Annotated in this window: 27 protein-coding genes; 16 read left to right on the top strand and 11 right to left on the bottom strand. The window is 68.2% G+C overall.

Going from position 1 to position 24,830, the window contains the following annotated elements; genetic code table 11:
• Positions 1-83: 83 nt before the first annotated feature.
• The 5 genes from AC3DE2_RS03210 (at position 84) to AC3DE2_RS03190 (ending at position 4,802) form a co-directional block, all read left to right on the top strand.
• Positions 84-725 (top strand): PepSY-associated TM helix domain-containing protein, encoded by a 642-nt coding sequence (locus AC3DE2_RS03210; RefSeq protein WP_295376852.1) that lies wholly within the window; start codon positions 84-86, stop codon positions 723-725.
• Between the two features lie 35 nt (positions 726-760).
• Positions 761-1,279, top strand: a complete 519-nt coding sequence (locus tag AC3DE2_RS03205; RefSeq protein WP_295376872.1) for a DUF2271 domain-containing protein — start codon at positions 761-763, stop codon at positions 1,277-1,279.
• A 61-nt stretch (positions 1,280-1,340) separates the two neighbouring features.
• The gene (locus tag AC3DE2_RS03200; protein WP_295376849.1) at positions 1,341-2,147 is read left to right on the top strand and encodes a DUF4198 domain-containing protein; all 807 of its coding nucleotides are present in this window, start codon (positions 1,341-1,343) and stop codon (positions 2,145-2,147) included.
• A gap of 40 nt (positions 2,148-2,187) precedes the next feature.
• Complete coding sequence (locus tag AC3DE2_RS03195) at positions 2,188-3,174, top strand: FAD:protein FMN transferase (protein WP_295376846.1); 987 nt, start codon at positions 2,188-2,190, stop codon at positions 3,172-3,174.
• Complete coding sequence (locus AC3DE2_RS03190; protein WP_488425036.1) at positions 3,171-4,802, top strand: sulfite reductase subunit alpha; 1,632 nt, start codon at positions 3,171-3,173, stop codon at positions 4,800-4,802. Before AC3DE2_RS03195 ends, AC3DE2_RS03190 begins: the two co-directional genes overlap by 4 nt.
• Here AC3DE2_RS03190 and AC3DE2_RS03185 read toward each other — a convergent pair.
• A complete protein-coding gene (locus tag AC3DE2_RS03185) occupies positions 4,796-5,398 on the bottom strand; it encodes a HutD/Ves family protein (RefSeq protein WP_488425035.1) in 603 nt (200 codons plus the stop codon). The genes AC3DE2_RS03190 and AC3DE2_RS03185 overlap by 7 nt on opposite strands.
• A gap of 272 nt (positions 5,399-5,670) precedes the next feature.
• Positions 5,671-6,003: a helix-hairpin-helix domain-containing protein gene (locus tag AC3DE2_RS03180; protein ID WP_295376839.1), complete on the bottom strand. Its 333-nt coding sequence runs from the start codon at positions 6,001-6,003 to the stop codon at positions 5,671-5,673.
• Between the two features lie 242 nt (positions 6,004-6,245).
• Between AC3DE2_RS03180 and AC3DE2_RS03175 the strand changes: the two genes are divergently transcribed.
• The 3 genes from AC3DE2_RS03175 to AC3DE2_RS03165 all read left to right on the top strand — a co-directional run bounded on the left by AC3DE2_RS03175 (position 6,246) and on the right by AC3DE2_RS03165 (position 9,460).
• Entirely contained in the window at positions 6,246-7,736 is a 1,491-nt protein-coding gene (locus AC3DE2_RS03175; RefSeq protein ID WP_295376836.1) for a M20 family metallopeptidase, read from the top strand.
• A 170-nt stretch (positions 7,737-7,906) separates the two neighbouring features.
• A complete protein-coding gene (locus tag AC3DE2_RS03170; protein ID WP_488425034.1) occupies positions 7,907-8,176 on the top strand; it encodes a GlsB/YeaQ/YmgE family stress response membrane protein in 270 nt (89 codons plus the stop codon).
• A gap of 153 nt (positions 8,177-8,329) precedes the next feature.
• Positions 8,330-9,460, top strand: coding sequence for a serine hydrolase domain-containing protein (locus AC3DE2_RS03165; protein WP_488425033.1), 1,131 nt, complete (start codon positions 8,330-8,332; stop codon positions 9,458-9,460).
• On the opposite strand, the gene AC3DE2_RS03160 is transcribed toward AC3DE2_RS03165, so the two are convergent.
• Together AC3DE2_RS03160 and AC3DE2_RS03155 are read right to left on the bottom strand one after the other, a co-directional pair.
• Positions 9,444-11,048 carry a winged helix-turn-helix domain-containing protein gene (locus tag AC3DE2_RS03160; RefSeq protein ID WP_488425032.1) on the bottom strand — a complete coding sequence of 535 codons (1,605 nt, stop codon included), beginning with the start codon at positions 11,046-11,048 and terminating at the stop codon, positions 9,444-9,446. The genes AC3DE2_RS03165 and AC3DE2_RS03160 overlap by 17 nt on opposite strands.
• Before the next feature lie 3 nt (positions 11,049-11,051).
• On the bottom strand, positions 11,052-12,458 hold the full coding sequence (locus AC3DE2_RS03155; protein ID WP_488425031.1) for a mannose-1-phosphate guanylyltransferase/mannose-6-phosphate isomerase: 1,407 nt from the start codon (positions 12,456-12,458) through the stop codon (positions 11,052-11,054).
• Between the two features lie 69 nt (positions 12,459-12,527).
• Between AC3DE2_RS03155 and AC3DE2_RS03150 the strand changes: the two genes are divergently transcribed.
• Positions 12,528-13,541 (top strand): aminoglycoside phosphotransferase family protein, encoded by a 1,014-nt coding sequence (locus AC3DE2_RS03150; RefSeq protein ID WP_295376823.1) that lies wholly within the window; start codon positions 12,528-12,530, stop codon positions 13,539-13,541.
• A complete protein-coding gene (gene murU, locus AC3DE2_RS03145) occupies positions 13,538-14,230 on the top strand; it encodes an N-acetylmuramate alpha-1-phosphate uridylyltransferase MurU (RefSeq protein WP_488425030.1) in 693 nt (230 codons plus the stop codon). Before AC3DE2_RS03150 ends, murU begins: the two co-directional genes overlap by 4 nt.
• 185 nt (positions 14,231-14,415) lie before the next feature.
• Here the strand turns inward: murU and hda are convergent, their stop codons facing one another.
• The 3 genes from hda to AC3DE2_RS03130 are packed head-to-tail and all read right to left on the bottom strand — an operon-like array spanning position 14,416 to position 17,450.
• Positions 14,416-15,108: a DnaA regulatory inactivator Hda gene (hda, locus tag AC3DE2_RS03140; protein ID WP_295376867.1), complete on the bottom strand. Its 693-nt coding sequence runs from the start codon at positions 15,106-15,108 to the stop codon at positions 14,416-14,418.
• A gap of 28 nt (positions 15,109-15,136) precedes the next feature.
• Complete coding sequence (locus tag AC3DE2_RS03135) at positions 15,137-16,336, bottom strand: AI-2E family transporter (RefSeq protein WP_295376817.1); 1,200 nt, start codon at positions 16,334-16,336, stop codon at positions 15,137-15,139.
• A 31-nt stretch (positions 16,337-16,367) separates the two neighbouring features.
• Positions 16,368-17,450, bottom strand: coding sequence for a DUF2066 domain-containing protein (locus AC3DE2_RS03130; RefSeq protein ID WP_488425029.1), 1,083 nt, complete (start codon positions 17,448-17,450; stop codon positions 16,368-16,370).
• Between the two features lie 172 nt (positions 17,451-17,622).
• On the opposite strand from AC3DE2_RS03130, the gene purM reads away from it, so the two are divergent.
• From purM to AC3DE2_RS03105, 5 genes are read left to right on the top strand one after another with little or no spacing between them, the layout of a single operon-like run.
• Positions 17,623-18,639, top strand: coding sequence for a phosphoribosylformylglycinamidine cyclo-ligase (gene purM, locus AC3DE2_RS03125; RefSeq protein WP_295376864.1), 1,017 nt, complete (start codon positions 17,623-17,625; stop codon positions 18,637-18,639).
• Positions 18,640-18,644: 5 nt separating this feature from the next.
• Positions 18,645-19,265 carry a DUF2238 domain-containing protein gene (locus tag AC3DE2_RS03120; protein ID WP_295376814.1) on the top strand — a complete coding sequence of 207 codons (621 nt, stop codon included), beginning with the start codon at positions 18,645-18,647 and terminating at the stop codon, positions 19,263-19,265.
• Positions 19,262-19,930, top strand: coding sequence for a phosphoribosylglycinamide formyltransferase (gene purN, locus AC3DE2_RS03115; RefSeq protein ID WP_295376811.1), 669 nt, complete (start codon positions 19,262-19,264; stop codon positions 19,928-19,930). The genes AC3DE2_RS03120 and purN overlap by 4 nt, the downstream gene beginning before the upstream one ends.
• Positions 19,927-20,646 carry a DUF3108 domain-containing protein gene (locus tag AC3DE2_RS03110; protein ID WP_295376808.1) on the top strand — a complete coding sequence of 240 codons (720 nt, stop codon included), beginning with the start codon at positions 19,927-19,929 and terminating at the stop codon, positions 20,644-20,646. The genes purN and AC3DE2_RS03110 overlap by 4 nt, the downstream gene beginning before the upstream one ends.
• 3 nt (positions 20,647-20,649) lie before the next feature.
• Positions 20,650-21,345, top strand: coding sequence for a DUF3108 domain-containing protein (locus AC3DE2_RS03105; protein WP_295376806.1), 696 nt, complete (start codon positions 20,650-20,652; stop codon positions 21,343-21,345).
• A gap of 54 nt (positions 21,346-21,399) precedes the next feature.
• Here AC3DE2_RS03105 and AC3DE2_RS03100 read toward each other — a convergent pair whose 3' ends face one another.
• From AC3DE2_RS03100 to AC3DE2_RS03085, 4 genes are read right to left on the bottom strand one after another with little or no spacing between them, the layout of a single operon-like run.
• Positions 21,400-21,720: a hypothetical protein gene (locus tag AC3DE2_RS03100; protein WP_488425026.1), complete on the bottom strand. Its 321-nt coding sequence runs from the start codon at positions 21,718-21,720 to the stop codon at positions 21,400-21,402.
• Between the two features lie 10 nt (positions 21,721-21,730).
• Complete coding sequence (murA, locus tag AC3DE2_RS03095) at positions 21,731-23,002, bottom strand: UDP-N-acetylglucosamine 1-carboxyvinyltransferase (protein WP_454571098.1); 1,272 nt, start codon at positions 23,000-23,002, stop codon at positions 21,731-21,733.
• A 37-nt stretch (positions 23,003-23,039) separates the two neighbouring features.
• Entirely contained in the window at positions 23,040-23,462 is a 423-nt protein-coding gene (locus AC3DE2_RS03090) for a GFA family protein (protein WP_295376797.1), read from the bottom strand.
• 5 nt (positions 23,463-23,467) lie between these two features.
• A complete protein-coding gene (locus AC3DE2_RS03085) occupies positions 23,468-23,695 on the bottom strand; it encodes a BolA family protein (protein WP_295376796.1) in 228 nt (75 codons plus the stop codon).
• Between the two features lie 53 nt (positions 23,696-23,748).
• Here AC3DE2_RS03085 and AC3DE2_RS03080 point away from each other — a divergent pair, with 53 nt between their 5' ends.
• Entirely contained in the window at positions 23,749-24,753 is a 1,005-nt protein-coding gene (locus tag AC3DE2_RS03080; protein ID WP_488425024.1) for a KpsF/GutQ family sugar-phosphate isomerase, read from the top strand.
• Positions 24,754-24,830: the final 77 nt, after the last annotated feature.

Raw genomic sequence — 24,830 nt, 5'->3', positions numbered from 1 at the left:
CCGTCCCGGCGGGCCGGCACCTCAATTGAGAGGCATTCTCATTTGTGGTCTAATTCACCTTCCCTTCGCCCCGTCCCGCCCGCTTGAGCCCAGCGCCCGCACAATCCGTCACCAGCCAGCAGCAGCGCCGGGGTTACTGGCTGCGCACGCTGCACCAATGGCATTGGATCAGCTCGGCGATCTGCCTCATCGGCATGCTGCTGTTCGCGGCCACCGGCATCACCCTCAACCACGCCGCCAAAATCGAGGCCAAGCCCCAGGTGGTGAACCGGCAGGCGCAGCTTCCGCCCGCCCTGCTGGCCAAGCTGGGCAGCCGGCAGGAAGGCAATGCCCCGCTGCCCGCGCCGATCGCCAGTTGGCTGGGCGACGAGTTCTCCATCGGCATCGGCCGGCGCCCGGCGGAATGGTCGGACCTGGAAATCTATCTCTCTATGCCACGTCCGGGCGCCGACGCCTGGCTGAGCATCGACCGCGAGACCGGCGCGGTGGAGTACGAAAGCACCGATCGCGGCTGGGTGTCCTACTTCAACGATCTGCACAAGGGGCGCAACGCCGGCGCCGCGTGGGGATGGTTCCTGGACATCTTCGCGATCGCCTGCCTGGTGTTCTGCATCACCGGACTGTTCCTGCTGCAACTGCATGCGCGACAGCGCCGCCTGACCTGGCCGATGGTCGGCCTGGGCCTGGTCGTCCCGCTGCTGCTGGCGCTGATCTTCATCCACTGACCTTCCCGCGAGCCTGCCCCATGACCAAGACCACCGTGTCCCTGACCCTGACGTTCGCGTTGAGCGGCCTGCTGACCGTCCCGGCGTATGCCGGCGAACTGAACATCAATGTCGAAGTGCCGCAGCTCAACGTCGCCGAGTACCACCGGCCGTACGTCGCCATCTGGCTGGAAGGCGCCGATCAGAAAGTCGCCGCCAACCTGTCGGTCTGGTACCAGCAGCGCGACACCGCCGAAGGCCATGGCACCAAGTGGCTGCCGGACATGCGGCAGTGGTGGCGCAAGTCCGGCCGCACCCTGAAGGTGCCGGTGGATGGCGTCACCGGCCCGACCCGCCCGGTCGGCAAGCACGCGCTGAAGTTCACCGACAAGCAGCCGCAGCTGGCCCAGCTTGCCCCGGGCCAATACACGCTCGTGATCGAAGCGGCGCGCGAAGTGGGCGGCCGCGAACTGCTGAAGATTCCCTTCACCTGGCCGGCCAAGGGCGCCGCGCAGAACGGCAAGGCCCAGGGCAGCACCGAACTGGGCGCCGTCACCCTGACCGTCAAGCCGTGATTCCCGCGCGGACGCGATCGCGCCCGCGCTTCCCCATTCCCAACGAAAGCTGGAGCAACCGATGAAGCGTTCCCTGACCCTCGCCATGGCGCTGGCGTCCGCACTGCCGCTGAGCGCGTTCGCGCACAAGGCCTGGCTGCAGCCGTCGCAGACGGTGATCGCCGGCCAGAATCCGTGGATCACCGTGGATGCCGCGGTGTCCAACGACCTGTTCTATTTCAACCATGTGCCGCTGCGCACCGAAGGCCTGGCGATCACCGCGCCCGACGGCAGCAAGGTCGATGCGCAGAACCTGGCCACCGGCAAGTACCGCACCGTGTTCGATGTCGAGCTGAAACAGCAGGGCACCTATCGCATCGCGGTGGTCAACAGCGGCCTGTTCGGCAGCTGGGACGAGAACGGCAAGCCCAAGCGCTGGCGCGGCACCCCGGCCAGCTTCGCCACCGAAGTGCCCAAGGACGCCAAGAACCTGCAGGTCTCGCAGTCGGTCGGCCGCATCGAGACCTTCGTGACCAACGGATCGCCCAACGACACCGCGTTCAAGACCACCGGCGAAGGCCTGGAACTGGTGCCGGTCACCCACCCGAATGATCTGTTCGCCGGCGAAGCGGCCAAGTTCCGCATGCTCAAGGACGGCAAGCCGGCTGCCGGCCTGGAGTTCGAGATCACCCGTGGCGGCACCCGCTATCGCAACGCGCAGGACGAGATCAAGGTCACCACCGACGCCAATGGCGAGTTCAGCGTGACCTGGCCGGAAGCCGGCATGTACTGGCTGGAAACCACCGCGCAGGACGACAAGACCTCGCTGCCGCAGGCCAGGCAGCGCCGGCTCAGCTACGTGGCCACACTGGAAGTGCTGCCGCAGTAATCGCCGCGAACGGCGCGTCCGCGAGGACGCGCCGCATGGCATGAGTGTTCCCTTGTACTCTCCCGCTCCCGCCACGGTGCTGCATGCGCTGCACGGCGAAACCATGGGTACGAACTGGTCGATCCGGCTGGTGGCGTCGCCACGCGCGGATCTGCATGCCCTGCATGCGCTGATCCAGGCCGAACTGGATCGAGTGGTGGCGGAGATGAGCACGTGGGAAGCGGATTCGGACATCAGCCGCTTCAACCACGCTGCCGCGGGCGATTGGCAGGATCTGCCCGAAGGTTTTTTCACCGTCCTGCGCTGCGCGCTGGCGATAGCCGAGGCGAGCGGGGGTGCTTTCGACCCCACCATCGGATCGGCGGTCGGCCTGTGGGGGTTTGGCGCGCAGGCCGGCACGCGCAAGGTTCCCACCGAAGAGGCCCGCACCGCGATCCAGGCCGGCGTTGGCTGGCAACGACTATCCCTGGACACCTCCCACCGCCGCCTGCGCCAGCCGGGCGGGGTGCAACTGGACCTGTCCGCGATTGCCAAGGGTTACGCCGTCGATGCCGTCTCCGCTGCGTTGCGCGCGAGTGGCATCTCCGCCGCCTTGATCGAAGTCGGCGGTGAGCTGCATGGCTACGGCCGCAAGCCGGACGGCGAACACTGGCGTGTGCTGATTGAATCCTCGCCGGAGGAAGAAGAGGCCGCCGGCCTCGAACCCCGGATCGCGATACTCGACAACCTGGCCGTCGCCACGTCCGGGGATCGCTGGCACTGGTACGAACAGGACGGTGAGCGCTACACGCACACGATCGATCCGCGTACCGGGCATCCCGTCTCCCACGCCAATGCCGCGGTCACCGTGCTGGCCGCCAGCGCGATGGAGGCCGACGCCTGGGCCACCGCGCTGACCGTGCTCGGTGCCGATGCCGGCCTGCGGCTCGCCGAGCGCACGGGACTGGCGGCGCGTTTCGTCATCCGTGCCGGGGGCACGCTGGAAGAGCGCGCCAGCCGCCATTTCGCGACTCACCTGGCGCCATGAGCAGGCGCGCCGAAACCACTTCCTTTACGTTTGCGGCGCTGGGCAACCTCCTGGTGTTCGCCGTGCTTCTGGTGGCCGTGATCATGCTGGCGCGATTGCAGGGCGAAGGCTGGTGGCTCGCCGCTCCACGCAGCGGGCGCTGGTTCGCCGCGGGCGCGGTGCTGCTGGCGTATGCCGGGGCCTGGGGCTGGTTGGCGGCACGCCAGCGCCGCGGGGAACACGGCAACCGGGCCGCGGCTTCCACCGATGCCCTGCGGGTGGTCTACGCCAGCCAGACCGGCTTCGCCCACGTCCTGGCCAATCGCACGGCCGAAAGCCTCATCGCCGCCGGGGTGCCCACGCAGGTACAGGCCATCGACGGCCTGCAGGCTGGCGATCTCGCCCAAGGACGGATCCTGTTCGTGGTCAGCACCACCGGCGAAGGCGACCCGCCGGATCACGCCATGGGTTTCGTCCACCGGGTGATGTCGCAGCCGGCGGCGCTGCACGGCCTGCACTACGCCGTGCTGGCGCTGGGAGATCGCGAATACACGCGGTTCTGCGCCTTCGGCCACCAGCTCGACGACTGGTTGCGCCAGCACGGCGCGCAGCCGTTGTTTGATCGCGTGGACGTCGACAACGCCGACGAGAGCGCGCTGCGTCACTGGCAGCATCACCTCGGACAACTGGGCGGCACCACCGATCTGCCGGACTGGGACAGGCCCCGGTATGAAGACTGGATTCTCGCGGAGCGGCGCTGCCTGAATCCCGGCAGCGTGGGCCAGCCGGCGTTCCATCTGGCCTTGCGCCCGCTAGAGGGGACGCTGCCCAGTTGGCAGGCCGGCGACATCGCGGAAATCGGGCCACGCAATCCGCTGGCGGCAGTGGCGGGTTTCATCCAGGCGACCGGCTGGGACCCGCAACGCCGGGTGGACTGGCAGGGCGCTCCGCAATCCCTGGCCGACGTCCTGGCGCAAGTCCATCTGCCGGATCCGGCACCGCTGCGCGGAAGCGACGTCCAGATGGCGGTGGATGGATTCACCGCGCTGCCCCATCGCGAATATTCCATCGCGTCGGTTCCCGCCGACGGTGCGCTGCACCTGCTGGTACGGCGGATGCTGCGTCCGGACGGCAGTCCCGGCCTGGGCAGTGGCTGGTTGTGCGAACACGCCGCGCCAGGTGGCACGATTTCGCTGCGCATCCGCGAAAACGTCAATTTCCACGCGCCTTCCACGGATCGTCCGCTGATCCTGATAGGCAACGGCACCGGCATCGCCGGCCTGCGCGCGCACCTGAAGGCGCGGATCGCCAATGCCGCCCACAGCAACTGGCTGGTCTTCGGCGAGCGCCAGGCCGCGCACGATTTCTTCCACCGGGAGGAATTGCTGGCCTGGCAGGCACAAGGTGCGTTGAACCGACTGGATCTGGCGTTTTCGCGCGACCTTCCCGGGCGCCGTTATGTGCAGGACGCGCTGCGCGATGCGGGTGACGAACTGCGGCAATGGGTCGACGCCGGCGCGGCGATCTACGTCTGCGGCAGCCTGGAGGGCATGGCACCGGGCGTCGATGCGGCCCTGCGCGACCTCCTGGGCGCGGAAGCGCTCGAACAGTTGCGGCTGGACGGTCGCTACCGCCGCGACGTCTACTGATCCGCCTGCCGGGATTGCGCCGGCACGATGCGCGCGGCCAGCAGTTCGCCCCCGCCCTGCAGCGCGAACCGGCGGCGTTCCGGCTGCGCGGGCAGCAGCGCGGTATCGCCCGCGAACAGCGGCGGCAGATCCGCATCGGCTTCGAATTCCGCCTGGCCGGCCAGCAGATGGATGACCCAGGTGGTGTCGGCATCGACGAAGAACAGCATCGACCCCACCAGCGGCCGATGCAGCAGTTCGGCGGACACCGCGTCGCGGCGCCACATCAGGTTGAAATCATGGGTGGTGCCGTCCCGCAGTTTTCCCGAGACCTCGCGCTCGCCGGCGAAACGGATCCGGCCATGCGGCGGCTCCAGTTCGACCCGCTCGCCGTCGGCGAACTCCAGGCGCACCCCGTTGCCCTGCAGCAGGATCAACTCGCGATCGATGCCGGGGAACGACGAGAACGCCGCATCCTGTTCGATCTCGGCGATCGACAGGCGCCAATTCCAGTCGTCCCGATCCGGCACCCGCAAGATTTCACGGGTCCAGCCCTGGCCGTTCTTCCAGCGGGTCCGGACGTATTCGTTGGCGGGGATGATGCGCGCTTGCGACACGGCGGTTCTTCGATGGGAATCCAGCAGGGATTCTAGCGCCCCAAAAAGCATCGCCCGGGCACGCTCCCTGCGTGTCCGGGCGATGGATACGTCCGTGTCGGCTCCTGCCGAATTACAGGCGTCCTGCCTGCTCCTGTTCCCGTGCGTCCTGCACGCTGATGCGAAATGGGTACATCCCTGTCGGCGTCCGTGCCTGTCCCCTGGCTTCCTGCCCCGTCAGCCGGGTCGATCTGCATCCTGCAGTAACCGCGGCGTGGGTCCTCGGATCTCCGTCAGCGCCTTGTCACCGGCGCCTGGCGGGATGCGGCCGCCGGCTTGGCGGCCGGTTCGGCGGAAGAGCGCAGTTCGATCCGTTCGCGGTTGCGCTCCACCGTCTTCAAGCCGATGCCCTTGACCATCGCGAGTTCCTCGGGGCTCTTGAAAGGCCCGTTGGTCTTGCGGTACTCGATGATGGCTTCCGCCTTCGCCTGGCCGATCCCGATCAGGACCGTCTGCAGCGTGGCCGCGTCCGCGGTGTTGATGTTCACCTTGTCGGCGGCCTGGGCGCTCAGGGCCAGGACCAGCGACAACACGACCGACTTCAACACGGTGGTCAGCGATTTCATGGGCAACTCTCCTTGTGGCAAATGGGTGATTCCTTTCGTACAGAGGTTTTCCCCCCTGTGGCTCCTACCGGCTCCGAATCGCTTCGTCGACCGACGGAAACAGTCTCATCCGCCACCGTGGAAAAACATATCGCCCGGCGCTGTCAAAAACTGCCGGGAAACCCCGCGACACCGTGTAGGAAAATTCCTACCCCTCGGGGAGGCGTAGAATGAGCGGCTGATTCCGTACCGTTGGAGACACCATGGACACCGCCAAAGTCGACCGCTACGTGGCCGAGAAATGGGACGACGACATCGTCCCGCAGTTGGTCGAATACATCCGCATCCCGAACAAGTCGCCCATGTTCGACAAGGACTGGGTTGCGAATGGCTATATGGAAGCGGCGGTCCGGCTGATGGAAACCTGGGCGCGCGCGCAGGCGATTCCGGGCATGCAGGTCGAAGTGATTCGCCTGGAAGGCCGTACTCCGCTGATTTTCATCGAGATTCCGGCTACCGGCGCGGAAACCGGCGCCGACACGGTGCTGCTGTACGGACATCTGGACAAGCAGCCGGAAATGACCGGCTGGGACGCGGATCTGGGCCCATGGATCCCGGTCCTGAAGGGTGATCGCCTATACGGTCGCGGCGGCGCCGACGACGGCTACGCCATTTTCGGCTCGCTGGCCGCCATCCAGGCCCTGCAGCAGCAAGGGGCGCCGCACGCCCGCTGCGTGATCCTGATCGAGGCCTGCGAGGAGTCCGGCAGCTACGACCTGCCCGCCTACGTCGATCACCTCTCGGATCGCATCGGCAAGCCGTCGCTGGTGGTCTGCCTGGACTCGGGCTGCGGTAATTACGAGCAGTTGTGGTGCACCACCTCGCTGCGCGGCCTGGCCGGCGGCAACTTCACCGTCAAGGTGCTGGAGGAAGGCGTGCATTCCGGCGATGCGTCCGGCGTGGTGCCGTCCAGCTTCCGCCTGCTGCGCCAGTTGCTGTCGCGGCTCGAGGACGAGAACACCGGCCACATCCTGCCGGAGGGCCTGCAGGTCGAGATTCCGGCCGACCGCCTGGCGCAGGCGCAGGAAGCCGCGCGCGTGCTGGATACGGCAGTGTTCGACAAATTCCCGTTCCTGCCCGGGATGACCCCGATGGCCGAGGATCTGACCGAACTGGTGCTCAACCGCACCTGGCGCCCGGCCCTGTCGGTGACCGGCGTGGACGGCATGCCGCCGCTGTCTTCTGCCGGTAACGTGCTGCGCCCGCATACCTCGGTGAAGCTGTCGCTGCGCCTGCCGCCCACGCTGGACGGCAAGCGCGCCGGAGAGCTGCTGAAGGAGCTGCTGCTGAAGGATCCGCCGAACGGCGCCCAGGTCAGCCTGGATCTGGAGAAGGCCAGCACCGGCTGGAACGCCCCGGCGATGTCGCCCTGGCTGGAAAGGGCGATCGATGCCTCCAGCCAGGAGTTCTTCGGCGCCCCGGCGATGTACATGGGCGAGGGCGGCACGATTCCGTTCATGGGCATGCTCGGCGAGAAGTTCCCCGGCGCGCAGTTCATGATCACCGGCGTGCTGGGTCCGCACTCCAATGCGCACGGCCCCAACGAGTTCCTGCACATCCCGATGGGCAAGAAGGTCACCGCCTGCGTGGCCCGGGTCATCGCCGAGCACCACGCGGCGAGCCTGCGCGGCGAGACCACCGGCGTGGCCGCGGTGGCCGGCGGCGAACAGCACGGCGATCACGGCTGCTGCTGAGCCCCGCCAGCAAGCGAGCGCGAAAAGAGCCGGGATCATCCCGGCTCTTTTCGTTTCCGTCGGGCTTGGGATGGCCCGGGATGCCCGGTGCCGAGGGTCGGGATGCGCGCCGGCGGCGGCTTGGGTTACCCTGCCGGCACCCCCCACTTCTTCCCGACCGGAGTGTTCAGATGGAACAAATCTTTGGTGGCGGCATCCTGTGGACCCTGCTCATCGGCTTCCTGGCCGGCCTGCTGGCGCGGGCGCTCAAGCCCGGCGACGACAAACTCAACATCATCTGGACGATCGTGCTGGGCGTGGCAGGTGCGCTGCTGGCCCGCTTCGTCGGCGGCGCGCTGGGATGGTATGGCCCGGAGGAACCCGCCGGTTTCATCGCCTCGGTGGTGGGCGCCATCATCCTGTTGTTCATCTACGGCCTGGCGAGGAAGAAGAGAGCCTGACGCCATGCCTTCATGGAAAGAAGCCCCGCTCCGGCGGGGTTTTTTCTTTGCACGAAGCGCCCGAACGGCGGGCTTCATGATTCTTCATCCAGCTTTCAGGCACTTCAGCCGCGCGGCCCCTGCAATCCCGGCTCCCTTCCCTGGAGCCGAACGATGCGTGCCCTGCCCCGCCTGATCCTGTCCTGCCTTGCCCTGGTCGCCCCCGCCTGCGCATGCGCGCAGGCCGCCACCGCCTACCGGATCCCCGCGTCCGCTTCCGATGGCTGGGACGTGGCCGACGCCGGACGCGAGGGATGGAAGCTCGAACGCTTTGCCGCGCTGGAGGCCGCGATTGCCCGCGGCGACTTCCCCGGCGTCACCAGCGTGCTGGTCGCCCAGGACGGTCGCCTGGTCTACGAGCGCTACTTCAACGGCGGTGGCCCGGACGTGCTCAACGACACCCGCTCGGCCACCAAGAGCGTCACCGCGCTGCTGGTCGGCGCGGCCATTGATCGCGGCCTGCTCCCGGATGCCCATGCCCGCGTGTACGACCATTTTCGTGACCTGGCACCCTGGCAGCACGATAGCGCGCGCAAGCAGGCCATCACCGTCGAGGATCTGCTGACGATGAGTTCGGCCTGGGATTGCGACGACGAAAATCCGTTCTCCTCCGGCAACGAGGAACGCATGTACGTCAGCGAGCACTGGGCCCGCTTTGCTCTGGACCTGCCGCTGCGCGGCTACGCGCCCTGGGTGAAACGGCCGGAGCAGAGTCCGCATGGCCGCACGTTCTCCTACTGCACCGCGGGCAGTTTCCTGCTCGGTGCATTGGTGGAACGGGTCAGCGGCAAACCGTTGCCGGAGTTCGCCGCCGAGGTGCTGGAACGTCCACTCGGCATCACCCGGGTGCAGTGGAACCGTTCCAGCGAAGGCGTCGGCATGGGCGGCGGCGGCACCCGCTATCGCAGCCGGGATCTGGCCAAGCTGGGCCAACTGGTGGTGGACGGCGGCACCTGGCACGGCAGGCGAATCCTGTCCGCCGGATGGATCGAACGGGCCCTCACCGTGCACGCGCAGGCGCGCGAGGACGCCGACTACGGCTACCAGTTCTGGCGATTCCGCTTCACCCGCGACGGGCGCGAACAGCCGGCCTGGACCATGTCGGGCAACGGCGGCAACTACGTGTTCATGGTGCCGGAACGGAAGCTGGTGGCGGTGATCACCCGGACCTCCTACAACCAGCGCGACGTGCACCCGCAATCGCAGCGGATGTTCGGCGACTACCTGCTCACGGCGATGCCGTGAGTTTCGCCAGCAGCGGGGTCGGCACCTTCGCGCGTTCGGCGGCGATGTGGCGGCTGATGGCGTCGAGTCCGCGCACGAACGCGGGCTCGGTCGCCATCGCGCGGAACAACGGCGACACCCGCAGGTAGTCCGCATCGCTGTAACCGCCGTCGACGGCCCGCTGTAGGGCGGCCAGCGCCGCCGCACGGTCGCCGGCGGCATCGTGCAGCAACGCCACTTCCAGCCAGTCGGCGGGATAACCGGCGCCGCCCGCCAGGTCCTCGGCCAGGCGTCCGGCGCGCGTCCGGGCCCAGGCCGCGTCCACGGGGCCGGCGTCGATGCGCGCCAGCGTGGTTGGCAGGCTGGCCTGCGGCCGCAACGCGACCGCATCCCGATAGGCGCGCGCGGAAGCCGCGCCGTCGCCGCGCAGCCGTGCCAGTTCCGCATCCAGCAAGTGCAGATCGGCATGCGCGGTGCCTCGCTGCTTCGCTTCGTCCAATGCCGCCTGCGCCTCGCTCAGGCGGCCGTGCCGGAACAGGTAGCGCGGCCAGGCGATGTTGGAGAACACATTGTCCGGATACAGCTCGAAGCTGCGCCGGTAGCGCGCCTCGGCCGCCTGCGGATAACCCAGCAGATCGAGATTGTTGGCGATCTGCAATTGCAGGTAGCGCACCCGAGACGGATCGCCCTGCAGGGACGTGTTCGCCGACAGCGCATCGGCCAGGCGCCCCTTGCGATCATAGAGATAGGCCGCGGAAGCGCGGCTGTTGTCGGCGCCCGGATCCAGCGCCACCGCGCGCTCGTAGCCGGCGAGCGCATCGTCGATGCGGCCGCGGCAATCGTGCGCGTAACCGAGCGCGGCATAAGCCGATGCAAGCTCCGGTTGAGCGCGGATGGCTGATTCGGCGAGTTGCTGCGCCTTCTCCGCCCACTCGGGTGGGAAATTGAAAAGACAGACCCGTGCGCTGTAGGCGCGGCTGAGACCGACCCGGGCCTCCAGGTCGCCGGGATTTTCCCGCAGCGCGCGTTGATAGAGGTCGATCGCGCGCTCGTTGTTGTCCCGCTGGCCGATGCCCGCGTAGTAGGCGGCACGCTGGACCAGACTGTCGGTCCGCGAAACCGCCACGGCCGGCTTCGCCGTTCCTGCGTTTCGCTTGCCGTATCCCCACGCCAGCACCACGGCAACGACAACCAGCGCGCCCACGCCCCACCACCAGGCCCGCGGCACGGACCGCTCGGGCATCACCGGCCCCGGCGGTGGCGCGTCGGCGGACTCCCGCTCATCCGGCAACAGCCGGGGGAGCGCGCACAATTGATAGCCCTGTCCGCGTACCGAGCGCAGATAGCGTGGTTGCCGTCCATCGTCGCCCAATGCCTGCCGCAGCAGCTTGACCCGCTGGGTGACCGTTTCCTCGTTGACCACGGCCGGCGCCCACACTTGTTCGATGAGTTCGTCGAAACCCACCACGCGATTGCCCTGCAGCAGCAGGTAGCGCAACAACTGGAAACTGAGGCCGGCGACATTCAGCGGCACGCCCCCGCGCTCGACCCGCTGGCGCTCCAGATCGATCACCAGATCCTCCAGGCCAAAGCGCACCGCGTCGCCCACGGTTTACTCGCTGCGCCCGTAGATGTCCGAGTAACGGACGATGTCGTCCTCGCCCAGGTAGTCGCCGGATTGCACTTCAATCAGCTCCAGCGCTTCCTTGCCGGGATTCTCCAGGCGATGCCTGGCCCCAATCGGAATGTAGGTGGACTGGTTCTCGTACAGTTCGAACACGTCGTTGTCACGGGTGACCCGCGCCACGCCCTTGACCACGATCCAGTGCTCGGCGCGATGCGCGTGCGATTGCAGCGACAGCTTGGCGCCCGGCTTGACCTTGATCCGCTTGACCTGGTGGCGCGTGCCCATGTCCACCGAGTCATAGCTGCCCCAGGGCCGGTGCACTTCGCGATGCAGGACCGCTTGGCTGCGCTGGCCGTCCTTCAGCTGGGCCACCACTTGTTTCACTTCCTGCACGCGGTCCTTGCGCGCCACCAGTACGGCGTCGTCGGTCTCCACCACCACGACATCGTCCAGGCCCACCAGTGCGACCAGCCGCTGCGCGTAGGCATAGCTATTGCGGGTGTCGACCGCGATGACGTCGCCGTGGTGGGCATTGCCCTCCGCGTCGCGCTCGCCGACTTCCCATAGCGCCGACCAGCTGCCGACGTCGTTCCAGCCGATGTCCACGGGCAGCACCATCGCATCGCCGGTCTTCTCCATCACCGCGTAGTCGATGGAATCGGAGGGGCTGGCGGCGAAGGCATCCTTGTCCAGGCGCACGAAGTCGCCATCGCTGTTGGCGCCAGCGAACGCGGCGCGCACCGCGGCGACGATGTCGGGCCGGAACCGTTCCAGTTCCTCCAGGTAGCGGCTGGCACGGAACAGGAACATGCCGCTGTTCCAGTAGTAGCCGCCCGCGTCGAGATAGGCCTGCGCGGTGGCGGCATCGGGTTTTTCGACGAAGCGCGATACCTTGCGCAGGCCTTCGCCGGCATCGGCCTGGATGTAGCCGAAACCGGTCTCGGGCGCATCGGGCACGATGCCGAACGTCACCAGCGCACCCGCTTCCGCCGCCGGCAGCGCCGCCCGCACCGCCTGGCGGAACCCCTCGGCATCATGGACGACATGATCCGACGGCAACACCAGCAGGATCGGATCGTCGCCCGTGCTCATCGCCTGCAGGGCGGCGGCAGCGATCGCCGGTGCGGTGTTGCGGCCCACCGGCTCCAGCAGGATGTGCGGTGCCGGTGCGCCGATCTGGCGCAACTGTTCGGCGACCAGGAAGCGGTGTTCCTCGTTGGCCACCACGATCGGCCGGGCGCCGGCCAGCGGCGCGATCCGCAGCCAGGTGTCCTGGACCATGGTGTGGTCACTGGCCAGCGGGAGGAACTGCTTGGGGTAGGCCTCGCGCGACAGCGGCCACAGGCGTGTGCCGGAACCGCCGGAAAGCAGGACGGGTTGGAGTGCGGCCATGGGTCTCTCGCACGAAATGAGGACGGCAGTTTACCCTTTAGCCCGCAACCGCCCCTGTCCGGACACCGCATGACCACCGAGCTCCAAGAAGATGCCCGCGCCACGCAACGCCTTGCCTGGGCGAGGACCGCGGCGGACGCGCCCGCGCTGGCGCTGGAGCGGGCCTCGGTCGATGCCGGTTTCCGCAGTTACTGGCGCACGCAGGGCACGCGGCCCAGCCGGATCGTGATGGATTCACCGCCAGGGCTGGAAGACGTGCGTCCCTGGCTGAAGGCGCGCGACCTGCTGGAGGGCGGCGGCGTGCGGGTACCGCAGGTCATCGCGCGCGATGTCGAGGCCGGCTTCCTGCTGCTGGAAGATCTGGGTGGCCCCACCCTGGCCCAGAGCATCGATGCCGACAGCGCGGACGGCTGGTTCGATCTGGCGATCGGCGAGTTGATCAAGCTGCAGGGCATCACCCCGCCGGAAGGCACCGGTGAATTCGGCGAGGCGCTGCTGCAGCGGGATGCGGGCCTGTTCGAGGAATGGTTCCTCGGCCGCCACCTGGGCATCGCCCTGGATTGCGGCGAAAGCGAACGGCTGCAGCTGGTGCAGCGGCGATTGATGGACAACGCGCTGGCGCAGGCGCGGGTGCTGACCCATCGCGACTTCATGCCGCGCAACCTGATGCCGACGCGCCCGCTGCCGACCGTGCTGGATTTCCAGGACTGCGTGTGGGGACCGGTGGCCTACGATCCGGTCAGCCTGTTCAAGGACGCGTTCCTCAGCTGGCCGCTGGCGCGGGTTGACGGTTGGCTGGCGCAATACCATGCGCGGGCGCTGCAGGCCGGCATACCGGTGCCGGACCCGTGGCCGGTATTCCTGCGCGATGCCGACTGGATGGGCATCCAGCGGCACCTGAAGATCCTTGGCATCTTCGCCCGCCTGCACTATCGCGACGGCAAGACCCGCTACCTGCCGGATGCGCCCCGCTTCATCGCCTTCCTCGACGAGGTGCTGCCGCGCCATCCCTTGCTGGCGGATCTGCGCACCCTGCTGGACGAACGCATCAAGCCCGCCATGCGCGCGAAGGCGCCGGCATGAAGGCCCTGATCTTCGCCGCCGGACTGGGCGAGCGCATGCGTCCGCTGACCGATCACACGCCCAAGCCATTGCTGAGCGCGGGCGGCAAGCAGTTGATCGTCTGGCACCTGGAGAAGCTCGCGGCGATGGGCATCCGCGACGTGGTGATCAACATCAGTTGGCTGGCCGATCAGTTCCCGCAGTTGCTGGGCGACGGCGAACGGTGGGGCCTGCGCCTGCACTGGTCCCACGAGGGTCCCACGCCGCTGGAAACCGGCGGCGGCATGCTGCACGCGCGACCGCTGCTCGGTGACGCGCCTTTCCTGCTGGTCAACGGCGATGTCTGGACCGACTACGACTTCACTCGTCTGCCCGCCGAGCCAGCCGGGCTGGCGCATCTGGTCCTGGTGGACCCGCCCGCACACAAGACCCATGGCGACTTCGCGCTGGAGGACGATGGCAGCGTCCGCGCCGAAGGCGCGCGCCGCCTGACCTATGCCGGCCTGGGCATCTATCGCCCGGCCCTGCTGGACGGCTGGCGCGCCGTCATTGGTGACACCGCCGGGGATCCGCCGCGTTTCATGCTCGCGCCGCTGCTGCGCGCGCACATGCCGACGGGCGCCATCACCGGTGAATACTGGGGCGGACGCTGGACCGACGTCGGCACGCCGGAACGGCTGGCGGAGCTAGACGCGGCACTCGGTGCCTGAGCGACGATTTCCACCGCATCACGGTTGTCCACAGTCCATGTGGATGAAAATCCGGTAAAGATGTGGATAAGTGGCGCGCGGCCCCGCGGGCCGGGCGTGTCAAGCGGGTTGGCGGTTTTTTCGCCATGCCGGATCGCGAGGTCGTGCCGGAACGCGGCGCGCCTGTCCCATTGCGGCGGCGACGGTCAGCGCGGCTCCAGCACGCTGCGCAGGAACGGCACGGTGATGCGCCGCTGCGCTGCCAGCGAGGCGCGATCCAGTTGCTCGAACACCGCCACCAACCGGCCCAGGTCCCGGTCGGTGCGGGTCAGCAACCAGTCGATCGCGGCATCCTCCAGCACCAGCCCGCGGCGCTGCGCGCGTTCGCGCAATACGTCGCGACGCCCGGCGTCGTCCAGCGGCACCAGCATCACCCGCGCGCATTGCGCCAGTCGGGAGCGCAAATCGGGCAACACGAGTCCGATCTCGGCGGGCACGTCACGCGCGGTATAGAGCACGCGGATGCCGGCGGGTCGCGCGCGGTTGTGGAAATCGAACAGCGCCACCTCGTCGTCGCGATCGCCCGCAATCAGGTCCAGGCCATCGAGCGCCACCACGTCGTGGCCTTCCAGCGCGTCCAGCGCGTCGCGCAACCGCCCGGCTGCCGCCGCCATCGGCAGGAATGCCGCGCGCGCGCCGGCCTGCTCGGCGTGCGCGCACAGGGCCAGCGAGAGATGGGTCTTGCCGGTGCGCGGCGCGCCGACCAGGTACAACCAATCGGACGACGTGCCCTCCGCCAGCGCGCGCAACTGGGCCAGCGCGCCTTCCGGCGCGCCGATGAAACTCTCGAAACGCTGGTCCGGCGGATAGCGCAGCGCCAGCGGCAGCTGCGGCGTCAGCCCGCCGGAAGACGTGGCTCGGCTCACTTCACTTGCCTTCCGGGTTCGGCCGGTTGCCGGCGTCCTTGTCCTGCGCGCTCTCGTCCGGTGCGCCCCTGTCCAGGGTGCTCTTGTCGACGTAGGAATCGAGCAGGATGGTCGGATGCTCGCCCGCGTACAACTTGCTTTGCGTATAGCGCTCGTGTGCATAGCGCAGCAGCACGTTGGCGACCGCCGCCACCGGCAGCGCCAGCAGCATGCCGAGGAAGCCGAACAACTGGCCGCCCGCCATGATCGCGAAGATCACCGCCACCGGATGCAGGCCGATCCGATCGCCGACGATGCGCGGCGTGAGCACGTAGCCTTCCAGCATCTGCCCGATCACGAACACCACCAGCACCAGCGCCACCAGGCTCCAATCGCCGCCGGTCTGGACCAGCGCTGCGATCACGCCCAGGACGATGCCGCTGGCCGTTCCCAGGTAAGGGACGAAACTGATCAGGCCGGCGATGATGCCAATCAGCAGGCCCAGCTTGAGGCCGACCACCGACAGGCCGATCGCGTAGATCGCGCCGAGCGCCAGCATCACCAGGAACTGCCCGCGCAGGAACGCGCCCAGCACGTCGTTGGATTCAAGCGCCAGGCGATCGACCGTGGCGACATGATCACGCGGCACCAGCGCGGCCACGCGCTCCACCAGCTTGTCCCAGTCGCGCAGGAAGTAGAACGTCAGGATCGGCAGCAACACGATGTTGGCGACCCACGCCATCATCGCGAAGCCCGAACGCGACAGGTAGCCGAAGAACGTCGCCGCCACGCCGCCGGCCTGCTGCCAGTGGCCGCGCAGCCATTCCATGATCCGCTCCGGGTCCAGCCAGGCCACCAGTTCCAGGCCGGTATGCTGCTCGACCCACGGCAGCGCCCGCTGCACGAACCAGTCGCGGTATTCGGGCAGCGATTCCACCAGCGTGACTATCTGGCGTTCCAGCATCGGCACCAGGATCAGCAGCGCCAGCACCAGCAACAGCAGCATCAGGGTGAACACCAGCACCACGGAGGTCGTGCGCGAGCGGCCGGTGCGTTCCAGCCGGTCCACCCAGGGATCGCCCAGCCAGCCCAGCAGCGCGGCGCATACGAACGGCGTCAGCACCGGGGCCAGCAGGTAGATCAGCCAACCGACGATGGCGGCGATCAGCAGCCACTGCCAACGCCTCGCCAGGGTGCCGACCGGGGTGGAGGAAAGATCCATGCGGATGAACGTCCTGTAGGTGCGGTGGAAATTACTTCAGGCGGAACAGCGGCGGCTCGCCCTCGCCGCCGATCAGCGGGCTGTCCTCGCCCAGCATGCGGCGGAAGCCGGACAGGCCGGAGATCAGCTCCAGGTCCAGTTCCAGGGTGTCGCCGCTGGCACGTACCGGGGTGATCCGGCGCACCACCGCCATCTTCTGCAACTGGCTCATCAGGCGCACGTAGTCGTCCGTGCTGTTGATGCCGGCGAACACCACCCGGTAGGTACCGGCCGGACCGGCCGCGCCGCGCTTGGCATAGCGCTTGACCAGCGCATCGGCGGTGCCGTCCGCGCCACCGGCCATCGCCCGGCGCGCGTCGGCGTCGCTGGTCGACCAGGTGGACAGGACCTTGCCGCCGTCGACGAACACCCAGTCGGCGGTCCAGCCGCCCTTGTTGCGGTAGAGCTTGCCGATCAGTTGCATCGGCGGACTGTAGCGGGCCGAGGCGCGCGCCACGGCGGCGGCGTCCTGGCGCCAGATCGCGCCCACCAGTGCCTGCTCGGCGGCATTGCCGGCCGGCAGGCCGAGACTGTAGCCCCGGTCCTGGGCGCGGTTGAGCAGCGGGCGCACCGCGTTGGCCTGCGACAGGCCGACCAGGCGCGGACCGCTGCCGTCGTTGATGGCCAGCCAGACCACCGGCTTGGGCCGCGGCTGCGGCCAGACCGGCAGGCCCAGGACCGCGGCCAGGCCGTCGACGGCGTCGGAATCGAAGCGGACGATCAGGGTGGTGCGGAACGTCGGCGCACCACTGGGCGAACTGCCCTGGTCCTGGCGGTAGTCATAGCTGTCGACGAGGTTGCGGGCGTTGCGCAATTCCTGGCCCACGCCGGGCCGTCCGGTCACCCCGCGGTCGCCGGACATCCTGGCCAGGACCACGCCCAGCGCGCGCGCGAACGCGCCGTTGCGTTCCGGCTCGCCCTGCCCGTTCACCGGCACCTCGGCCTCATAGGCGCCGCGTGCGGCGGCGACGTCCCCCTCGGTCCGCAGGCCGCTCTGGGCCTGGGCCGGGAAGGCCGTCCACGAGGCGGCCACCAGCGTGGCCACGGCGAATACGAAAGCTCTCATCCAGCGCATCGAGCGTCCCTGTGCTCCGCAAATCGGGGGAATTGTTGCCCGAATGGGTCCCCAGCGCCAACGCCGGCCGTTCAGGGAACGTCCGAACCGGGCGCGGATTCCTTTAAAATCACGCGCCTTGCCCTTGCGACGAACCACCGTGACCCAGCCGACGCCTCCCGCCTCCACTCCGATGACCTACCGCGACGCAGGGGTCGACATCGACGCCGGCAACGAGGTGGTCGAACGCATCAAGCCGCTGGTCCGTCGCAGCTTCCGTCCCGAGGTGATGGGAGGCCTGGGCGGTTTCGGCGCGCTGTTCGATCTGTCCGGCAAGTACAGGGAGCCGGTGCTGGTGTCCGGTACCGACGGCGTGGGCACCAAGCTCAAGCTCGCGCAGCAGTTGAACCGCCATGACACCATCGGCATCGACCTGGTCGGCATGTGCGTCAACGACGTGCTGGTCCAGGGTGCCGAACCGCTGTTCTTCCTCGACTACTTCGCCACCGGCAAGCTCGACGTTGAAACCACCGTGGCCGTGGTCGGCGGCATCGCCAAGGGCTGCGAACTGTCCGGCTGCGCGCTGATCGGCGGCGAGACCGCGGAGATGCCCGACATGTATCCGCCGGGCGAGTACGACCTGGCCGGCTTCACTGTCGGTGCGGTCGAGAAATCGAAGCTGCTCGACGGTGCCAAGGTACGTGCCGGCGATCTACTGATCGGCATCGCCTCCAGCGGCCCGCACTCCAACGGCTATTCGCTGATCCGGCGCATCTACGACCGCGCCGGCCGTCCGGGCGATCTGGATCTGGGCGGGGTGAAGCTGGTCGACGCGCTGATGGCGCCCACCCGCCTGTACGTCAAGCCGATCCTGGAACTGCTGAGGGTCCACGATCTGCACGCGATGGCGCACATCACCGGCGGCGGCCTGACCGAGAACATCATCCGGGTAATCCCGGACGGCCTTGGCCTGCGCATCGAAGCCAGCGCCTGGGCCCTGCCGGCGGTATTCGACTGGCTGCAGCGCGAGGGCGCGGTCGAGAACAACGAAATGTGGCGCACCTTCAACTGCGGCATCGGCTTCGTGCTGGTGGTCTCGCCGTCCGAGGCCGCCGCGGTGGAAGCCGACCTGGCCCGCCTGCAATTGCCCAACTGGCGCATCGGCGAGGTGACCCGGGCCGACGGCGCCGAGCGCGTGTCGATCGGCTGATTCCGATGCAGGCCGGCAAACGGATCGCCTTCGCATCGACGTTGGCGATCTTCGCCCTCAGCTGGATCGCGCCACGCTGGCCACTCGAACAGGCGCTGCACAGCAGCCTGACCGTGGTGGGCCTGATCTGGCTGTACGCGCACGATCGGCGCTGGCCGATGCGCACGTCGCATTTCGCGTTGATCTGCTTCTTCATCGCCCTGCATTGCATTGGTGCGCGCTGGCTGTACTCCAACGTGCCCTATGACCAGTGGGCGCGTGCGCTGACCGGACACACGCCGGGAGAACTGTTCGGCTGGCGGCGCAATCACTTCGATCGCCTCATCCACCTGCTTTACGGCGTCTGCTTCACTCCCGCGGCCTGGCACTGGCTGCGCCAGCGCTGGCCACTGGCCGCGGGCCAGGGCTTCGCCATCGCGGTGATGCTGATCATGTGCACCAGCCTGCTGTATGAATGGCTGGAATGGGGCATCGCGCTGGCGCTTTCGCCGGAAGCGGCCGAGTCCTACAACGGCCAGCAGGGTGACATCTGGGATGCCCACGCCGACATGCTGCTGGCGACCCTTGGCGCATTGGCGATGTGGCCATTGATGCGGCGCGAGCGCCGGGAATCCGTCCACGCATGAAGAAGAACCGCATCGCCATCCTGGTCTCCGGCCGCGGCAGCAACCTGCAGGCCCTGCTCGACGCCATCGCCGCCGGACAACTGGAGGCGGAGGTCGTGGGCGTGTTTTCCGACAAGCCCAAGGCCCCCGCGCTGGCCCGGGTGCCGGAACCGCTGCGCTGGAGCGGGGACGCGCGCCGGTTCCCGGATCGCGCCAGCTTCGACGCGGCGCTAGCCGACGCGGTGGAAGCGGTTCGTCCCGACTGGGTGATCTGCGCCGGCTACATGCGCATCCTCGGCGAAACGTTCACCGCGCGCTTCCGCGGCCGCCTGCTCAACATCCATCCTTCCCTGCTGCCGAAATACCGGGGCCTGCACACGCACGCGCGGGCGCTGGAAGCGGGCGACCGCGAACACGGCGCCAGCGTGCACTGGGTAGTGCCGGAACTGGACGCCGGCGCGGTGATCGCCCAGGCCGTCATCCCCGTGCTGCCAGGCGATCAGCCCGACGATCTGGCCGTTCGCCTGCTGCCCCGCGAGCACGCCCTGCTGGCGGCGGTCACGGCGTGGGTGGTCCAAGGCCGTCTCACTGAACAGGGAGACGAGGCCTGGCTGGATGGTCAGCCCTTATTAAAACCCCTGTCCCTAGATTCTGCCGGTCAACTCACCCACCCCACCGCGACATGACGCCGCTCCCGACCCGCGCACTGCTGCTGGCCACCCTGTTGTTGCTCGGTGCTCCCGCCTGGGCGCTGGAACCGTTCGTGGCCACCTACGATGCCTATCGCGCCGGCAAGCTGGCCGGCAGCGCGACCATGAAGGTGGCGCCGGTGCCGGGAAGCGAGCGCTGGCAGGTCGATCTGGGCGTGCGCGGAACCCGCGGACTGGCCCGCCTGTCGGGCCTGGACATCCAGCAGAGCACCCTGTTCGACACGGTCGGCGAGGGGTTCCGGCCGCTCAGCCAGGCCACGACCCAGAGTGCCCTTTTCACCGGCAAGAAAGTGGTTGGTGTCTACGATTGGAACGCCCTGTCGGCCCGCTGGCAGGGTGACCTGAAGAAGAACCGCCGCGCGCCCGTTCCGCTGCAGCCCGGCGACATGAGCGCGTTGCTGGTCAACCTGGCGGTCATCCGCGATGCCGAACCCGGCCGCCAATTGCACTACCGGGTGGTCGATTTCGGCAAGACCCGCGACTACCAGTATGCGGTCGCCCCGCAGACGGAAATCGTCGCGGTGGATGATCTCAGCTACGACGCCATGCGCGTGGATCGCACCAATGGCGGCAATGATGAAACCATTTTCTGGGTCGCACAGGGTGTCCCGACGCCCATCCGCATCCTCCAGCGCGAGGATGGCGAGGACAAACTGGATCTGCGCCTGATCGAGTACCAAGGAGTACCGTAAGCCATGAACAACAAGACCGCTCCGCTGTTCCGCTTCCGCGCCCCCGCGCTGGCCGCGTTGCTTGCGCTGGCCGCCGCGCCGGCCTGGGCCATCGATGCCTTCACCGCGCAGTACCAGGCCAGCGCGCTGGGCATGCTCGGCGAAGGCCAGATGAGTGTCGCCGCGCAGGGCAACAACCGCTGGCAGTACAGCCTGAGCATCCGCAACCAGCTGGTCGATCTGAGCCAGAAGACCGTGTTCGACGAGCAGAACGGCCGCCTGCGCCCGCTGTCCAGCAGCGACAGCTCGCGCATCCTGGTCAAGAAGAAGTCGGTGGACACGGTTTACGACTGGAGCAAGTCGCAGGCCACCTGGACCGGCGACATCAAGCCCGATCGCGCCGGCCCGCTGAAGCTTCAGCCCGGCGACATGGACGCGCTGCTGGTGAACCTGGCGATCGTGCGCGACGTCGCGGCCGGCAAGCCGCTGCGCTATCGCATGGTCGAGAACGGCCGGGCCAAGCCGATGACCTACCAGGTCGCCGGCAAGGAACAGATCACGGTGGCCGGCAAGCCCCAGCAGGCCACCAAGGTGGTCCGCACCGACGGCAACAAGCAAATGATCGTCTGGGTGGTGCCGGACATGCCGGTGCCGGCGCGCATCCTGCAGCGCGAGAACGGCCAGGATTCGATCGACCTGACCATCAAGTCCTGGCGCTGAGCCAGCGCACCGGAACAAAAAAGCCCGGCATTCGCCGGGCTTTTTGTTTGCCTGTTACTTCGCCGGTGTTGCGTCCGGCGCAACCGTGGTCCGGCAATCCACCCGGATCGAGGCGCCGTCGCTTCGCCAGCTGTAGGAGCGGCATTCGCGCCGGCCCTCGGTCTGCTTCTCCACCACCACCGCGTAGAAGGCCTGCATGATTTCCTGCTCGGTGACGTTGCCGTCGCCGTTCCAGTCCATGTCCTTGTTGGTGATGCCGCTGGTGCCGGCGGCGCCGGTGAAATGCAGGTAGGCCAGCCCCGCCAGCAGCAGGACGAAGAAGGCCAGCAGCGCCTTGCGGCGGGGCGAGAAGCGTGCGCGCTTGGTCGTCGACATCGTGGCCTACTCAGGAAATCCGGCGGATCTTGGCGCCCAGCGCGCCCAGCTTTTCTTCGATGTTCTCGTAGCCGCGATCCAGGTGGTAGATGCGGTCGATCACGGTATCGCCCTCGGCCACCAGGCCGGCGAGGATCAGCGAGGCCGACGCGCGCAGGTCGGTCGCCATCACCGGCGCGCCGCTGAGCTTCTCCACCCCGCGGACGATCGCGGTATGGCCTTCCACGCGGATGTCCGCGCCCAGGCGCAGCAATTCGTTCACGTGCATGAAGCGGTTCTCGAAGATGGTCTCGTTGATCACGCCCACGCCCTCGGCCACGCAGTTCAGCGCCATCAGCTGTGCCTGCATGTCGGTCGGGAACGCCGGGTACGGCGCGGTGGTCAGGCTGACCGCGCGCGGCCGCCTGCCCTGCATGTCCAGGCTGATGGTGTCGGCGGTCGTTTCGATCGAGGCGCCCGCCTCGCTCAGCTTGTCCAGCACCGCATCGAGGGTGTCGCCGCGCGCGCGCCGGGCGATGATCCGGCCGCCGGTCATCGCCGCCGCCACCAGGAAGGTGCCGGTCTCAATGCGATCCGGCAGCACCGCGTGGCGACCGCCATTGAGGCGTTCGACGCCGCGCACCACGATGCGCGGCGTCCCCGCGCCCTCGATGTCCGCGCCCAGCGCGATCAGGCAGTTCGCCAGATCGGTGATCTCCGGCTCCATCGCCGCGTTCTCCAGCACCGTGGTGCCTTCGGCCAGCGTGGCCGCCATCAGCACGTTCTCTGTGCCGGTCACGGTGACCATGTCGAACACGTAGCGACCGCCCTTCAGGCGCTTGGCCTTGGCCTTCACGTAGCCGTTCTCGACCACGATGTCCGCGCCCAGCGCCTGCAACCCCTTGATGTGCTGGTCGACCGGGCGCGATCCGATCGCGCAGCCGCCGGGCAGCGACACTTCCGCCGCGCCGTACTTGGCCAGCAATGGGCCCAATACCAGGATCGAGGCGCGCATGGTCTTGACCAGTTCGTACGGCGCCACGTGCTGGTTGACGCTGCGTGGGTCGACGATGATGCCGCTGCCGCGCGAGAGCGTGCCCTCATCGATGCTGATGCCGGCGCCCAGTTCGCCCAGCAGCTTGATGGTGGTGACCACATCGTGCAGATGCGGCACGTTGGTGATCTCCACCGGCGCGTCGGCAAGCAGGGTGGCGCACAGGATCGGCAGCACCGCGTTCTTGGCGCCGGAGATGGTGACTTCGCCCTGCAGCGGGATACCGCCGGTCACTACGATTTTCTGCATGGATCACTCGAATGGAAAAAGGAGGGGTTTGTCCGGCTCACTCGCCGGGACGGGTCGGGTACTGCTCGGCGCGGTCGTGGATTTCGTACCAGTCCGCCTTGGAGCCAACAAAGATGTGCATCGCCGGGCCGGCCGGCAAGGGGGTATCCAGCGTGCCTACGCGCAGCCGCAGCGTTTCCGGCGTGGCGTCGCGGCGACTGTACAACGGCGACGCGCAGCGGCGGCAGAACATCCGGTGGACGCCAGGGGACGATTCGTAGCCCGCCAGCCATTCCGCGCCCTCCAGCAGTTCGAAGTCGGTCGTGGCGATCGGCACCACCGCCTGGAACGCCGAACCGTTGGCCTTGCGGCAGCGCGAGCAGTGGCAGGCCACCATCGCCCCCAGTTCGCCGGCAATCCGGTAGCGGATGCCGCCGCACAGGCAACTGCCGGAGGCCGCGGGGGACGGTTGCGCCGTCATCCGGCTTACTTGCCGTCCGGGGTAACCGTCTTCAGGGCCAGCGCGTGGATGGCGCCGCCCATCAGCTCGCCCAGGGTCGCATAGACCATCCGGTGGCGGGCCAGCGGCAATTTGCCGCGGAACGCTTCGGCCACCACCGTCGCCTCGAAGTGCACGCCGTCCGCGCCCTCGACCTGGGCCTGCGCGCCCGGCAGGCCGGCTTCGATGAGTTTACGTATGGTTTCGGCGTCCAACGGGCATTTCCTAATAAAATGGCCGCCTATTCTACCCCCGGTCCGGCTTCCGCATGCCCCAGACGCTTCCCCACAACCCGGCCGTGCAGGACGCCGAACTGGCCGCCAGCGGGCGACGCGTGATCGACATCGAGGCGCAGGCGCTGACCGCGCTGGCCAGCCGCATCGACGGCAGTTTCTCGGCTGCCTGCCGGGCCATCCTGGCCGGACATGGCCGGGTGGTCGCGACCGGCATGGGCAAGTCCGGGCACATCGCCCGCAAGATCGCCGCCACCCTCGCCTCCACCGGCACCCCCGCGTTCTACGTGCATCCCGGCGAGGCCGGGCACGGCGACCTGGGCATGATCACCGACGCCGACGTGGTGCTGGCCGTGTCGTACTCCGGCGAGTCGGACGAACTGTTGATGCTGCTGCCGGTGCTCAAGCGCCAGGGCAATACCGTCATCGCCATGACCGGCAAGCCCGCGTCCACGCTGGCCCGCGAAAGCAGTATCCACCTGGATGTCAGCGTCCCGGCCGAAGCCTGTCCGCTGGATCTGGCGCCGACCAGCAGTACCACCGCGACCCTGGCCATGGGCGACGCGCTGGCGGTGGCCCTGCTCGAGGCCCGCGGCTTCACCGCCGACGATTTCGCCCGCTCCCACCCCGCCGGCAGCCTCGGCCGGCGCCTGCTGCTGCACATCACCGACGTCATGCATGCCGGCGACGACGTGCCGCGGGTGACCGAGGACGCGACCCTCAGCGAGGCGCTGATGGAGATGAGCCGCCGGCGCCTGGGCATGACCGCGGTGGTGGACGCCGGGCAGCGCCTGGTGGGATTGTTCACCGATGGCGACCTGCGCCGGACCCTGGACAATCCCGCCTTGGACATCCGCCACGCCCGCATCGCCGACCTGATGACCCGCCAGCCCAAGACCATCGGCGCCGACCAGCTCGCGGTGGAGGCCGCCCGCATGATGGAAACCCATAAAATCAGTGGCTTGATCGTCGTCGACGCTGAACAGCGGCCGGTCGGCGCCCTCAACATTCATGACCTGTTGCGCGCGCGCGTGGTCTAAGAAGCCGCTGGACCGGAACGGGCGGCGGGGAATCCGCCCCTGCTGCCTCCGGTGCCTTCCTCTCGATTCACCAGCCC

The organism is Pseudoxanthomonas sp. 68-E7, assembly GCF_057773145.1.
The sequence above is the reverse complement of the archived record's forward strand: the minus strand, read 5'-3'. Positions and strand labels throughout refer to the sequence as shown.

Coding starts and splice junctions, on each gene's coding strand:
- murU (WP_488425030.1), top strand. CDS start 13,538: ATGAAGGCCCTGATCTTCGCCGCCGGACTGGGCGAGCGCATGCGTCCG.
- AC3DE2_RS03190 (WP_488425036.1), top strand. CDS start 3,171: ATGAGCAGGCGCGCCGAAACCACTTCCTTTACGTTTGCGGCGCTGGGC.
- AC3DE2_RS03135 (WP_295376817.1), bottom strand. CDS start 16,336: ATGGATCTTTCCTCCACCCCGGTCGGCACCCTGGCGAGGCGTTGGCAG.
- AC3DE2_RS03170 (WP_488425034.1), top strand. CDS start 7,907: ATGGAACAAATCTTTGGTGGCGGCATCCTGTGGACCCTGCTCATCGGC.
- purM (WP_295376864.1), top strand. CDS start 17,623: ATGACCTACCGCGACGCAGGGGTCGACATCGACGCCGGCAACGAGGTG.
- AC3DE2_RS03130 (WP_488425029.1), bottom strand. CDS start 17,450: ATGCGCTGGATGAGAGCTTTCGTATTCGCCGTGGCCACGCTGGTGGCC.
- purN (WP_295376811.1), top strand. CDS start 19,262: ATGAAGAAGAACCGCATCGCCATCCTGGTCTCCGGCCGCGGCAGCAAC.
- murA (WP_454571098.1), bottom strand. CDS start 23,002: ATGCAGAAAATCGTAGTGACCGGCGGTATCCCGCTGCAGGGCGAAGTC.
- AC3DE2_RS03100 (WP_488425026.1), bottom strand. CDS start 21,720: ATGTCGACGACCAAGCGCGCACGCTTCTCGCCCCGCCGCAAGGCGCTG.
- AC3DE2_RS03105 (WP_295376806.1), top strand. CDS start 20,650: ATGAACAACAAGACCGCTCCGCTGTTCCGCTTCCGCGCCCCCGCGCTG.
- AC3DE2_RS03180 (WP_295376839.1), bottom strand. CDS start 6,003: ATGAAATCGCTGACCACCGTGTTGAAGTCGGTCGTGTTGTCGCTGGTC.
- AC3DE2_RS03200 (WP_295376849.1), top strand. CDS start 1,341: ATGAAGCGTTCCCTGACCCTCGCCATGGCGCTGGCGTCCGCACTGCCG.
- AC3DE2_RS03175 (WP_295376836.1), top strand. CDS start 6,246: ATGGACACCGCCAAAGTCGACCGCTACGTGGCCGAGAAATGGGACGAC.
- AC3DE2_RS03195 (WP_295376846.1), top strand. CDS start 2,188: ATGAGTGTTCCCTTGTACTCTCCCGCTCCCGCCACGGTGCTGCATGCG.
- AC3DE2_RS03165 (WP_488425033.1), top strand. CDS start 8,330: ATGCGTGCCCTGCCCCGCCTGATCCTGTCCTGCCTTGCCCTGGTCGCC.
- AC3DE2_RS03080 (WP_488425024.1), top strand. CDS start 23,749: ATGCCCCAGACGCTTCCCCACAACCCGGCCGTGCAGGACGCCGAACTG.
- AC3DE2_RS03155 (WP_488425031.1), bottom strand. CDS start 12,458: ATGGCCGCACTCCAACCCGTCCTGCTTTCCGGCGGTTCCGGCACACGC.
- AC3DE2_RS03090 (WP_295376797.1), bottom strand. CDS start 23,462: ATGACGGCGCAACCGTCCCCCGCGGCCTCCGGCAGTTGCCTGTGCGGC.
- AC3DE2_RS03150 (WP_295376823.1), top strand. CDS start 12,528: ATGACCACCGAGCTCCAAGAAGATGCCCGCGCCACGCAACGCCTTGCC.
- AC3DE2_RS03120 (WP_295376814.1), top strand. CDS start 18,645: ATGCAGGCCGGCAAACGGATCGCCTTCGCATCGACGTTGGCGATCTTC.
- AC3DE2_RS03110 (WP_295376808.1), top strand. CDS start 19,927: ATGACGCCGCTCCCGACCCGCGCACTGCTGCTGGCCACCCTGTTGTTG.